10 protein-coding genes are annotated in these 11,788 nt (G+C 72.3%); 4 read left to right on the plus strand and 6 right to left on the minus strand.

Features of this window, described 5'->3' with window-relative positions:
* Nucleotides 1-178: 178 nt before the first annotated feature.
* From ORI94_RS30715 to ORI94_RS30735, 5 genes are all read right to left on the minus strand, one after another.
* On the minus strand, nt 179-1,033 hold the full coding sequence (locus ORI94_RS30715) for an FAD binding domain-containing protein (RefSeq protein WP_266075630.1): 855 nt from the start codon (nt 1,031-1,033) through the stop codon (nt 179-181).
* Nucleotides 1,030-3,414: a xanthine dehydrogenase family protein molybdopterin-binding subunit gene (locus ORI94_RS30720; protein WP_266075632.1), complete on the minus strand. Its 2,385-nt coding sequence runs from the start codon at nt 3,412-3,414 to the stop codon at nt 1,030-1,032. The genes ORI94_RS30715 and ORI94_RS30720 overlap by 4 nt, the downstream gene beginning before the upstream one ends.
* Nucleotides 3,411-3,887: a (2Fe-2S)-binding protein gene (locus ORI94_RS30725; RefSeq protein ID WP_266075634.1), complete on the minus strand. Its 477-nt coding sequence runs from the start codon at nt 3,885-3,887 to the stop codon at nt 3,411-3,413. The genes ORI94_RS30720 and ORI94_RS30725 overlap by 4 nt, the downstream gene beginning before the upstream one ends.
* A gap of 226 nt (nt 3,888-4,113) precedes the next feature.
* Nucleotides 4,114-4,479 carry a nuclear transport factor 2 family protein gene (locus tag ORI94_RS30730; RefSeq protein ID WP_266075636.1) on the minus strand — a complete coding sequence of 122 codons (366 nt, stop codon included), beginning with the start codon at nt 4,477-4,479 and terminating at the stop codon, nt 4,114-4,116.
* Nucleotides 4,480-4,677: 198 nt separating this feature from the next.
* A complete protein-coding gene (locus tag ORI94_RS30735; RefSeq protein WP_266075638.1) occupies nt 4,678-6,453 on the minus strand; it encodes an ABC transporter ATP-binding protein in 1,776 nt (591 codons plus the stop codon).
* Nucleotides 6,454-6,665: 212 nt separating this feature from the next.
* Between ORI94_RS30735 and ORI94_RS30740 the strand changes: the two genes are divergently transcribed.
* The 4 genes from ORI94_RS30740 to ORI94_RS30755 all read left to right on the plus strand — a co-directional run bounded on the left by ORI94_RS30740 (nt 6,666) and on the right by ORI94_RS30755 (nt 10,055).
* Nucleotides 6,666-7,751: an S-(hydroxymethyl)mycothiol dehydrogenase gene (locus ORI94_RS30740; RefSeq protein WP_266075640.1), complete on the plus strand. Its 1,086-nt coding sequence runs from the start codon at nt 6,666-6,668 to the stop codon at nt 7,749-7,751.
* Nucleotides 7,751-8,380 (plus strand): MBL fold metallo-hydrolase, encoded by a 630-nt coding sequence (locus ORI94_RS30745; protein WP_266075642.1) that lies wholly within the window; start codon nt 7,751-7,753, stop codon nt 8,378-8,380. Before ORI94_RS30740 ends, ORI94_RS30745 begins: the two co-directional genes overlap by 1 nt.
* 105 nt (nt 8,381-8,485) lie before the next feature.
* On the plus strand, nt 8,486-9,430 hold the full coding sequence (locus ORI94_RS30750; RefSeq protein ID WP_266075644.1) for an SDR family oxidoreductase: 945 nt from the start codon (nt 8,486-8,488) through the stop codon (nt 9,428-9,430).
* Nucleotides 9,431-9,869: 439 nt separating this feature from the next.
* Entirely contained in the window at nt 9,870-10,055 is a 186-nt protein-coding gene (locus ORI94_RS30755; RefSeq protein ID WP_266075646.1) for a hypothetical protein, read from the plus strand.
* A 148-nt stretch (nt 10,056-10,203) separates the two neighbouring features.
* On the opposite strand, the gene ORI94_RS30760 is transcribed toward ORI94_RS30755, so the two are convergent.
* Entirely contained in the window at nt 10,204-11,568 is a 1,365-nt protein-coding gene (locus ORI94_RS30760) for a S1 family peptidase (RefSeq protein WP_266075648.1), read from the minus strand.
* Nucleotides 11,569-11,788 lie beyond the last annotated feature (220 nt).

Consider the following 11,788-nt stretch of genomic DNA (forward strand, 5'->3'; position numbering starts at 1 on the left):
GCACGCGGTCCGGCCGTCCCCGGGCCCAAAACCGGTCCGGCACCGACCTTGCCCGGCCCGCCGGGCCGCCTCACGCGGGGTTCCGTCCGGCCCGGTTCCGTCCGGCCCGGCTCCGGTTCGTCCTGGTCCGCTCCGGCCTGGCCCGGCCCGTGGTTTCCCGCTCCGCCGCTGATCGGCCTCACCCCATCCCGGCCGCGGTCAGCACCGCCCGCCGGGTGAGCACCTGGGCCAGGTGCGCCCGGTACTCGGGCGAGCCCGAGGTGTCCTTGGGCGGCTGGGTGCCGTCCGGCGCCGACTGCGCGGCCCGCGCCACGGCCGACGCGTCGTCGCAGCCGGCCAGGGCCCGCTCGGCCGCCGTGGCCCGCAGCGGGGTCGCGCCCATGTTGCTCAGCCCGACCCGCGCCTCTGCGATCCGTCCGTTGTCGCGACGCACCAGCGCCGCCACACCGACGATCGCGTAGGACTGCGCCACCGTGTGGAACTTCTCGTAGTGGAAGCCCCAGCCGTCCGTCTTCGGCACCCGCACCTCGACCAGCAGTTCGTCGGGCGCGAGCACCGTCTCCAGGTAGTTGACGAAGAACTCGTGGGCCGGGACCGTACGCCGGCCGGCCGGACCGGCGACGACCAGCTCGCCGTCCATGGCCAGCACCGCCGCGGGCAGATCCGCGGCCGGGTCCGCGTGCGCCAGCGAGCCGCCGAGGGTGCCCCGGTGCCGTACGGCCGGGTCGGCGACCGTGCGGGTGGCGGCGGCCAGCAGTCCGGCGTGCCGGCGCACCAGCGGGTCCCGGACGACCTCGTGGTGCGTGGTCATCGCGCCGATGACGAGCGTGCCGCCGTCCTCGCGCACTCCGCGCAGCCCCGGTACACGGCCGATGTCCACGACCAGTTCGGGGAAGGCCAGCCGCAGCCTGAGCAGGGGCAGCAGGCTCTGCCCGCCGGCCAGCACCTTCGCGTCCTCACCGCCGTCGGCGAGCACCCGCAGCGCCTCGTCGAGGCCGGTGGGCCGGGCGTAGTCGAATGACGGGGGGATCATGCGGAGGCCTCCTTCACCGAGCGCACTGCCCGCCACACCCGCTCGGGCGTGCACGGCATCGTCACGTCGTTCACCCCGAGCGGCCGCAGAGCGTCCACGACCGCGCCGACCACGGCGGGCGTCGAGGCGATCGTCCCCGCCTCGCCGACGCCCTTGACGCCCAGCGGGTTGGAGGTCGCCGGCGTCTCGGTCCGCTCCGTGACGAACTCCGGGAGGTCACCGGCCACCGGGACCGGATAGTCGGCCATGGTGCCCGTGACCAGGTTGCCCTCGTCGTCGTACACCGCCTCCTCGTACAGCGCCTGCGCGATGCCCTGGGCGAGACCACCGTGCACCTGGCCCTCCACGATCACCGGGTTGATCACCCGGCCCACGTCGTCGACGCAGACGTAGGAGCGGATCCGGGTCCTGCCCGTCTCGGTGTCGACCTCGACGGCACACAGGTGGGTGCCGTGCGGGTACGAGAAGTTCTCCGGATCGACCACCTGGTCGGCGTTGATGGTGGGTTCCATGCCGTCGGGCACGTCGTGCGAGGTGAACGCCTCGAACGCGATCTCCTGGATCGTCCTGCGCGCCTCGGGCGAGCCCTTGACGCTGAACACGCCGTCGGTGAAGTCGAGGTCGTTCTCGTTCGCCTCCAGCAGGTGCGCAGCGACCTTGCGGGCCTTCTCGACCACCTTCCCGGCCGCGTGGTGCACCGCCGACCCGCCGACCACCAGCGACCGCGAACCGTACGTGTCCATGCCCTGCGGGGCCGCCCTGGTGTCTCCGTGCACCACCTCGATGTCCTCGAACGGCACGCCCAGCACGTCCGCGGCGATCTGGCTCCAGCTCGTCACGTGCCCCTGCCCGTGCGGGCTGGTGCCGGTGACCACCTCGACCTTGCCGGTGGGCAGCATGCGGATGCTCGCCGCCTCCCAGCCGCCGGCCGCGTACCGCAGGTCCCGCAGCACCCGGCTCGGGGCGAGCCCGCACATCTCGGTGTACGTCGACACACCGATGCCGAGCCGTACGGTGTCGCCGCGCTCGTTGCGCTTCTGCTGCTCGGCCCGCAGCTCGTCGTACCCGAACAGCGCGAGCGCCTTCTCGGTGGCCGCCTCGTAGTTGCCGCTGTCGTACGTCAGGCCCGCGATCGAGTCGTACGGGAACTCCTCGTGCCGGATCCAGTTCCGGCGCCGCACCTCGACGGGGTCGATGCCGAGCTCGGCCGCCAGCTCGTCCATGATCCGCTCGATGGCGAACGTGGCCTCCGGGCGCCCGGCGCCGCGGTACGCGTCCGTCGGTGTCTTCGTCGTGAACACACCGGTGCAGGTGAAGTCGTAGGAGTCCATCTTGTAGATCGCCGGGTACATGAAGGCGCCGAGGATCGGGATGCCGGGCGTGACCAGCATCAGATAGGCGCCCATGTCGGCGAGCAGGTCGACCTTCAGACCGAGCAGCCTGCCCTCGCCGGTCGCGGCGACCTCGACGTCCTGGATCATGCCGCGGCCGTGGTGAGTGGCCAGATAGCCCTCGGAACGGGACTCGGTCCACTTCACCGGCCGCCCCAGCCGCCGGGCGACCTCCAGCGCGACGGCCTCCTCCCCGTACACCTGGAGTTTGGAACCGAACCCGCCGCCCACGTCGGGGGCGACCACCCGCAGCTTCTGCTCCGGAATCCCCGTGACCGTCGCCAGCATCACCCGCAGGATGTGCGGGACCTGGGTGGCCGAATAGACCGTGTACTCGCCGGAGGCGGCGAGCGGCGTGACGACGACCGCGCGCGGCTCCATCGCGTTCGCGATCAGCCGCTGCTGGTGGAAGCGGCGGGTGACGACCACGTCGGCACGCCGCTTGACCGTCTCGTAGTCCTCGCCCGCCTTCAGCGGCCACACGTAGCTGCGGTTGGTGCCCTTGTCCGCGTGGACCAGCGGGGCGTCCTCGGCGAGTGCCGCCTCCAGGTCGAGTACCGGCTCCAGCGGCTCGTAGTCGACCTCGACCGCCTCCAGCGCGTCGGCCGCCGCGTACCGGTCGCGGGCCACCACGACCGCCACCGGATCGCCCGCGTGCCGCACCTCGTCGACCGCGACCGGCGGATGGTCCGGCAGCACGATGTCCTCGGTGACGGGCCAGGCACAGGGCAGCGAACCGAGCCCCTCGGCCAGGTCACGTCCGCTGAACGCGGCGACCACACCGGGGCGTTCGAGGGCGGGGGAGACGTCGACCCGCTCGATTCGGGCGTGCGCCATGGGGCTGCGCAGGATCGCGATGTGCAGCAGACCGGTGACGGAGATGTTGTCGGTCCAGTTGGTCTGCCCGGTGACCAGCCGGGCGTCCTCCTTGCGGAGCCGGCCCCGGCCCACCTCGCGCTCGACGTTCCGGTCGGTGCTCTGGTCGGTCATGCCGTGACCTCCTCCGACGTGGCGGCGGCGGCGAGGACCGCGCGGACGATGTTCTGGTAACCGGTACAGCGGCACATGTTGCCCTCGAGCGCGTCACGCACCTCGTCCGCGTCGGGGTCCGGGTTCTCGCGCAGCAGATCACGCGCCGCCATGATCATCCCGGGGGTGCAGTAGCCGCACTGCAACGCGTGCTGCTCGTGGAAGGCGCGCTGCAGCGGTGTCCACTCGCCGTCCCGGGCCAGCCCCTGGACGGTGGTCACCTCACCCCCGTCGGCCTGGACTGCCAGCACCGAGCAGCTCTTCACGCTCGTGCCGTCCAGTTCGATCGTGCAGGCTCCGCAGCTCGAGGTGTCGCAGCCGACCGGGGTACCGGTCAGGCCGAGCCGGTCGCGCAGGTAGTGGACCAGCAGCAGGCGGGGCTCCACCTCGTCCTCGTACGTCGTGCCGTCCACTTTCACCGAGATACGGGTCATGTGCTCTCCAGAGACCGTGCGGGCGGATACGGAGTGTCGGCGGACCATGGGGGTGACGCAGGTCACTCTATGGCCGGTCCCGCAGGACGGCGAGTGGTGCGCACGGACCTCTCGGGCGTCGATCCACCGCTGAGGTCCGGCGCGTTCACGGCAGACGCCCGCGGTGCCGGGCCCCGTGTCCTGTACTTTCTGGCGCCCTGCGCCGCGCCCGGCCGGAGCGGACCGATCACTCGTCCCAGGCCTGGATCATCGTCTGGTCGGTGATCCTGCCGTCGTGCAGCGAGACCATCGACTCCGCGTACACCCGCACCCCGTCCGGGTAGACACAGGTCTCGCTGAAGGCGGCCCGGTCGTCCTGGATGACGCACCGCTCCAGCTGGTGCGTCATGTCACGGCTGTAGACGTCGTCGAGCATGGTGGCGATCTCGTCCCGGCCGCGCAGGACCATGGGGTGGCTGGGCTGGGTGTTGCGGTCCACGATGCGCAGCTCGGCGTCGTCCGCGTAGAGCGCCATCAGGGGCGCGGCCGTCGGGGCCTCGAGACCCCGGCGCAGTGTGTCGGTATCGAAGCGGGGTTCTGCCGAGGTTGTCATGATGACCTCCTTCGAGGGCCTCGGCCCGGTCCGGAGCGGGCCGCACCGGGCCTCACCTACGAGCCTCCCCCTGCCCGGTGAGTACGGCAAGCCCGCCCCGCGCACTCCCCGGACCGCCCGCTCTTTCCGGCCCGCCCGCACCCTCCCGCACCCGGGCGGAGCCGTCCGCCCGGGTGCGGGGCGGACGGCTGAGAGGGATCACCCGCTCGTCGCGAGGAACTGCGTCGCCGCCAGCTCCGCGTACAGCGGGTCGGCGGTCACCAGTTCCCGGTGCGTGCCGACCGCGCGGACCCGGCCCGCGTCCATCACCACGATCCGGTCGGCCATCGTCACCGTCGACAGCCGGTGCGCGACCACCAGCACCGTCGTCGTCCGGGCCACATCGGCGACGGTGTCGCGCAGCGCCGCCTCGTTCACCGCGTCGAGCTGCGAGGTGGCCTCGTCGAGCAGCAGCAGCCGGGGGCTGCGCAGCAGCGCACGGGCTATGGCCACCCGCTGGCGCTCTCCGCCGGACAGCTTGGTGCCGCGATGCCCCACCAGGGTGTCGAGCCCGTCCGGGAGCCTGGCGACGAGCCCGTCGAGCCGGGTCGTCTTCACCACCCGCGCCACCGCGTCGTCGTCCGCCTCCCGGTTCCCGAGCAGGAGGTTGTCGCGCAGGGAACCCGACAGGACGGGCGCATCCTGCTCCACGTAGCCGATCGAGGACCGCAGCCGCGACAGCTCCCAGTCGGCCAGATCCCGCCCGTCGAGGGTGATCACCCCGGAGTCCGGGTCGTAGAAGCGCTCGATGAGCGAGAAGACGGTGGTCTTGCCCGCGCCGGACGGGCCGACGAACGCGGTCATGCCCTGCGCGGGCACGGTGAACGAGACACCGTGGTGCACGTACGGCAGATCGTCCGCGTAGCGGAAGCGCACGTCGTCGAAGGCGAGTGCGGCGGGCGCGGCGGGCGCGGTACCCGGCGCGGGCAGGAGCGCGGGCCCCGCGGCCGGCTCCGCGGGCAGCCGCAGCGCCTCCTGGATACGGGCCAGGGCGGCGCTGCCCGTCTGGTACTGCGTGATCGCGCCGACGACACTCTGGATCGGCATCATGAGGTAGAAGACGAACAGCAGGAACGCCACCAGCGTGCCGATGTCGATGGCGCCCGTCGCCACCCGCGCCCCGCCCACCGCGAGCACCGTGACGAAGGCGACCTGCATCGCGAGCCCCGCCGTGTTGCCCGCCGCAGCCGACCACTTGGCGGCGCGCACGCTCTGCCGCCACGACTCCTCGGCCGCCTCGTGCAGCGCGCGCTCCTCGCGTGGCTCGGCACCGGAGGCCTTCACCGTGCGCAGCGCGCCCAGCACCCGTTCCAGGGAGGCCCCCATCACGCCGACCGCGTCCTGAGCCTGCCGGCTGGCCCGGCTGATGTGCGGCACGACGAGCGCGAGGACCGTCCCCGCACCCACGATCACGGCCAGGGTGACCCCCAGCAGCACCGGGTCGACGAAGCCCATCAGCGCGATGGTCGCGACCAGCGTCAGACCGCCCGTACCGAGGCCCACCAGCGAGTCCGTGGTGACCTCCCGCAGCAGCGTGGTGTCGGAGGTGATGCGGGCCATCAGGTCGCCGGGCTCACTGCGGTCCACGGCTGTGATCCGCAGGCGCAGCAGATACGACGACAGCGAGCGCCGCGCCCCCAGCACCACCGACTCGGCGGTACGCCGCAGCACGTACGAACCCAGCGCGCCCAGCGCGGCGTTGGCGACGACGAGGGCGGACATCAGCACCAGGGCGCCGGTGATGGCCCGGTCGTCCGACAGGTCGTCGATCAGGCCCCGGGCGACCAGCGGCAGCATCAGACCGGTCGCGCCCGTCAGCAGGGACAACGAGGCACCGCCCAGCAGGGCCCACCGGTGCGGTCGCACGTAACCGAGGAGTGCCCGCCAGGCGGGCGGAGCGGACTTCCGTACTGCCTTCGGCGCTGTGCTGGTCACGTCGCTCCCTGGGCGTCGGGCGGAGAGTTCAGGCTACGTCGCCGCGGTGGTCCCGGGACGCGCCGGGGCGCCCCCGGTCCACCCGGCACGGCACACGGGTGTGGAACACCGGTACGAACGCCACGACCTGCTGTGGAGCCGATCGGCCGGGTCACGGGCAGGTCGCGTAGGGTCGACAGGACGTACCACCGGGAGACGAAGGAGCCAGCACCATGGCGCAGGAAGTACGCGGCGTGATCGCACCGGGCAAGGACGAGCCGGTGCGCATCGAGACGATCGTCGTACCCGACCCGGGGCCGGGCGAGGCGGTCGTCCGCATCCAGGCCTGCGGGGTGTGCCACACCGACCTGCACTACAAGCAGGGTGGCATCAACGACGACTTCCCCTTCCTGCTCGGCCACGAGGCCGCGGGTGTCGTGGAGGCGGTGGGCGGCGACGTGACCGACGTCGCCCCCGGCGACTTCGTCGTCCTCAACTGGCGCGCGGTGTGCGGCAAGTGCCGTGCCTGTCTGCGCGGACGCCCCTGGTACTGCTTCGACACGCACAACGCGAAGCAGAAGATGACCCTCACCGACGGCACCGGACTCTCCCCGGCGCTCGGCATCGGAGCCTTCGCCGAGAAGACGCTCGTCGCCGCCGGACAGTGCACCAAGGTCGACCCCGCGGTCTCCCCGCAGGTCGCCGGGCTGCTCGGCTGCGGTGTGATGGCCGGCATCGGCGCCGCGATCAACACCGGCAACGTCGGCCGGGGCGACTCCGTCGCCGTCATCGGCTGCGGCGGCGTCGGCGACGCCGCCATCGCCGGTGCCCAGCTCGCCGGAGCGGCGCGGATCATCGCCGTCGACATCGACGACCGCAAGCTGGAGACCGCCCGCTCCATGGGCGCCACCCACACCGTCAACTCCCGTACGGCCGACCCGGTCGAGGCGATCCGCGAACTCACCGGCGGCTTCGGCGCCGACGTCGTCATCGAGGCCGTGGGCCGCCCCGAGACGTACGAACAGGCCTTCTACGCCCGCGACCTGGCCGGCACCGTCGTCCTCGTCGGCGTGCCCACCCCGGAGATGAAGCTCGAACTGCCGCTCGCCGACGTGTTCGGCCGCGGCGGTTCCCTGAAGTCGTCCTGGTACGGCGACTGCCTGCCCTCGCGCGACTTCCCCATGCTGATCGACCTGCACCAGCAAGGCCGCCTGGACCTCGGGGCGTTCGTCACCGAGACGATCCGGCTCGACGAGATCGAGAAGGCCTTCGAGCGGATGCATCACGGTGACGTGCTGCGCTCGGTGGTGGTGCTCTGATGGCCACCCGCATCGAACACCTCGTCACCTCCGGGCAGTTCAGCCTCGACGGCGGAACCTGGGACGTCGACAACAACGTGTGGATCGTCGGCGACGACCACGAGGTGGTCGTCATCGACGCCGCCCACGACGCCGCCGCCATCGCCGAGGCCGTGGGCGACCGCCGCCTGAAGGCGATCGTGTGCACCCACGCCCACAACGACCACATCGACGCCGCACCCGCCCTGGCCGAGCGCACCGGGGCCACCATCTGGCTGCACCACGACGACCTGCCGCTGTGGAGGCAGACCCACCCGGACCGCGACCCCGACGCCTGGCTGGTCGACGGCCAGGTGATCGAGGCGGCCGGCGCCGACCTCACCGTGCTGCACACGCCGGGGCACGCGCCCGGTGCGGTCTGCCTGTACGATCCCGGGCTCGCCACCGTATTCACCGGTGACACCCTGTTCCAGGGCGGTCCCGGCGCCACCGGCCGTTCGTTCTCCCACTTCCCGACGATCATCGACTCGATCCGGGAGCGGCTGCTCACGCTCCCGCCTCGGACCGCGGTCCGCACCGGCCACGGCGACCCGACCACCATCGGCGCGGAGGCCCCGCACCTCGAGGAGTGGATCGCCCGCGGCCACTGAGGCCGCTCCGGTGACTTCAGGGAAAAGGTGACAGAGGATGTCCGGCTTACCCGTCACGCTCGTAACGACAGCAGATCGCTGTCGCACGTGAGGGGAGGCCGGATCATGCCGGAGTCGACCACCGGGTCGTCGAGCAGCGACGGCTCGTCGCAGTACAAGGTCGCACTGGTCGCGGGAGCGACCCGGGGAGCCGGACGGGGCATCGCCGTCGAACTGGGCGCGGTGGGCGCCACCGTCTACGTCACCGGACGCAGCACCCGCGCCGAGCGCTCCGAGTACGATCGCCCGGAGGCCATCGAGGACACCGCCGACCTGGTCACCGAGGCCGGCGGCCGGGGCATCGCCGTGCCCACCGACCACCTGGACCCCGCCCAGGTCAAGGCCCTCGTCGACCGCATCGCCGACGAGCAGGGCCGCCTCGACGTCCTCGTCAACGACATCTGGGGCGGCGAGAAGCTCTTCGAATGGGACGCCCCCGTCTGGGAGCACGACCTCGACAAGGGGCTGCGCCTGCTCCGGCTCGCGGTGGACACCCACGCCGTCACCAGCCACCACGCCCTGCCCCTGCTGCTGCGCCACCCCGGCGGCCTGGTCGTCGAGGTCACCGACGGCACCGCGGACTACAACCGCGACACCTACCGCGTCTCCTTCTTCTACGACCTCGCCAAGGCGTCCGTCCTGCGCATGGCCTTCGCCCTCGGCCACGAACTCGGCCCGCGCGGCGCCACGGCCCTCGCGCTCACCCCCGGCTGGCTCCGCTCGGAGATCATGCTCGACGAGTTCGGGGTGGGGGAGGACAACTGGCGGGACGCCCTGACCCGCGTGCCCCACTTCGCCATCTCCGAGACCCCGCGCTACGTGGGCCGGGCCGTCGCCGCGCTCGCCGCCGACCCACGGGTGTCCCGCTTCAACGGCACTTCCCTCTCCAGCGGCGGCCTCGCCCGCGAGTACGGCTTCACCGACCTCGACGGCAGCCGTCCGGACGCCTGGCGCTACCTCGTCGAGGTCCAGGACCCGGGCAAGCCGGCGGACGTCACGGGCTACCGCTGACGGCTCACCTCCCCCCGTTGCCGCGGTCACGCCTGCGACGCCTCCCCGAAGCCCGGGATTTTCAGCCGGGTACCGCCCTGCAGCGCCGACGGGCGGTCACCGAGGGCAGGGGGCACGGGTGCTCCCGGCGGTCACGAAGACGTCCACGAGGTAGGGGGCCGCCCTCGTGACCGTTGGTTGGGCTGCAGCGGCTCGCCGACGTGGATGTCACCGACGCCGGGGCGCGCCTGGAACAGGACGGCGAACCGGCCGGCGCCGACGACACCGGGCGAGGACGTCAGGAACGCGTGCCCTTCACCAGGGAGGGAAAAGGCTGCGGACGGGAGCTCGGGGATGTGAACTCGCCCACGTTCCATGGCAGATGGACGTGATCAGTGACACTGTCCGCTATGTCCGATTAGTTCGTTAATACTCACGCGGCTTTCACGTCGGTGGTCCTATGCTTCACAGCATGTCCACCACTCTCGAACCGTCATCCGAGCGATCGGCTGCCGAGGTCAACGAGGAGATCCGGGCCCTGTGGCTCCGGTCGGGCGGGACACTGAGCGGCGAGCAGCGCGCGGAGTACCAGCGCCTCGTCCAGGAGTGGGCCGCGGCCCTTCCCGAGCGGGCCGAGGCGGCCTGAGGCGCCGCACGGGCTGTGCCGTTGGTCCTCCCTCCGCCTGTCCCTTCACCCGTCCCGGCCTCGGCCGGGACGCATCCGCCTTCCTCGTGGCCGGAGCCGCCCGGGGCACGGGTGAGCCTCCTGGCCGATGCCCGGGCCGGCGTCCGGCTCAGCCCCATGTCGCCGAGTAGTGCCGCTGGTACGCCTTGCGGTCCTGCTCCGACCGGATCCAGCGGGTCGCCACCAGAGTCATCAGGCTGCCCCCGATGACCAGCATCCCGGGTCCCACGTTCCGCGGGTCGGTCAGGCGGGACAGCAGCGGCGACGCGCTGGTGCCCGCCGCCGACGAACCCGGTGACGCGGTGTCCGGAGCCGCTGCCGCGTCCTCCGCCGACGGAGCGGGGGCGGCCGTGTCCGCGTCGCCCCCGGCCGCCGGGGCCACGAGGAGGTCCACCTTCAGTTGCGTCAGTGCCTTCGTGACCGGCTGGAAGAACGTCGTACCGTTCGCCTGCCGGCAGTCGCCGCTGCCGCCCGACGTCACACCGAGCGCGATGCCCTCGGAGAACATCGGGCCGCCGCTGTCACCGGGCTCTGCGCACACAGTGGTCTCGATGAGGCCGCTGACCGTGCCCTCCGGGTAGTTCACCGTCGCGTTGAGCGCCGTCACCTCCCCGTCGCGCAGCCCGCTGGTGCTGCCGCTGCGGAACACCCGCTGGCCGACGGTGGGGTCGCCGACACCCGTGATCCGTACGCCCTGGCCGTTGCCGACCGAGACGACACCGGCGCCCTCGCCGGCCCGGCCGCCGTCGTACTCGATCAGGGAGTAGTCGTCGCCGGGGAAGCTGCCGCCGACCGTGGTGCCGACCTTCCTCCTGCCTCCGTCGTCGGCGAACCAGACCGACCCGTCCGGCCCGCAGTGCCCGGCCGTGAGAATGAACTCACGCTTGCCGTCGGTCACGTTGAAGCCCGCGGAACAGCGTCCGGCGGTCGACAGGATGGGCTCCGCCCCGTTGACCCGCGTGGTGAAGGTGCCCTCGGTGCGTTCCATGCGGACGAAACCACCGGCTCCTTCCGCCACTCGGGTCAGATCGGACCAGTCGTCCGCGGACACCGTGCTGTCGCCGCGTACCACCACCTCGTTCGACCGGTAGTCCACGGCCCAGGCCGTCCCCGGTACGCGCGGCGCCGACCCCAGCGTCCGAGTGGCCGACTTCAGGTCGCGCATGCTGTGGCGCACCATCGTCGGGTCCGCGCCGGCCTCCCGCACCTCGGCCGCGGCCTTCTCGTCGGTGACCGCGACGACCGTGCGCCCGTCCTCGCCGAGCCAGCTGCCCGCCGTGCGGGACGAACCGAGCCGCGACACGAGCGAGGAGCCGGGACCGGTGTCCTCCTCGGACGCGGCGTACGGAACCGGGGCCGGCGCCGGGGGTTCGCCCGCGACGGCGCGGGTCACCATCGTCGCTCCGAGGAGGAGTCCGCCGACGGCAGCCAGCCGTGTCACTCGCCGGACGACCCGTCGTCGTGCGTGCCTCATGCATGACTCCCGAACCAGAGCAGCGCGGTGCGAACACCGCGGGGCCTCCCCTGAGTCGAGTGCCCTCGGTCCATACGGACGCGGGCCCCGCCGTGTTCACCGCCGGAGCGATCCGACGCCGGGAGGCGTCGGCCGGCCCGCGCACCGACCGCAGGAGGCGCCGGCCGGACCTAGACTGCCGGATATGGACAACGCGTTGCTCGAGCGGCTCGGAGCGGGA

Source organism: Streptomyces sp. NEAU-W12 (assembly GCF_026242095.1).
GTDB lineage: Bacteria > Actinomycetota > Actinomycetes > Streptomycetales > Streptomycetaceae > Streptomyces.

Coding starts and splice junctions, on each gene's coding strand:
- ORI94_RS30715 (WP_266075630.1), bottom strand. CDS start 1,033: ATGATCCCCCCGTCATTCGACTACGCCCGGCCCACCGGCCTCGACGAG.
- ORI94_RS30720 (WP_266075632.1), bottom strand. CDS start 3,414: ATGACCGACCAGAGCACCGACCGGAACGTCGAGCGCGAGGTGGGCCGG.
- ORI94_RS30725 (WP_266075634.1), bottom strand. CDS start 3,887: ATGACCCGTATCTCGGTGAAAGTGGACGGCACGACGTACGAGGACGAG.
- ORI94_RS30730 (WP_266075636.1), bottom strand. CDS start 4,479: ATGACAACCTCGGCAGAACCCCGCTTCGATACCGACACACTGCGCCGG.
- ORI94_RS30740 (WP_266075640.1), top strand. CDS start 6,666: ATGGCGCAGGAAGTACGCGGCGTGATCGCACCGGGCAAGGACGAGCCG.
- ORI94_RS30745 (WP_266075642.1), top strand. CDS start 7,751: ATGGCCACCCGCATCGAACACCTCGTCACCTCCGGGCAGTTCAGCCTC.
- ORI94_RS30750 (WP_266075644.1), top strand. CDS start 8,486: ATGCCGGAGTCGACCACCGGGTCGTCGAGCAGCGACGGCTCGTCGCAG.
- ORI94_RS30755 (WP_266075646.1), top strand. CDS start 9,870: ATGCTTCACAGCATGTCCACCACTCTCGAACCGTCATCCGAGCGATCG.
- ORI94_RS30760 (WP_266075648.1), bottom strand. CDS start 11,568: ATGAGGCACGCACGACGACGGGTCGTCCGGCGAGTGACACGGCTGGCT.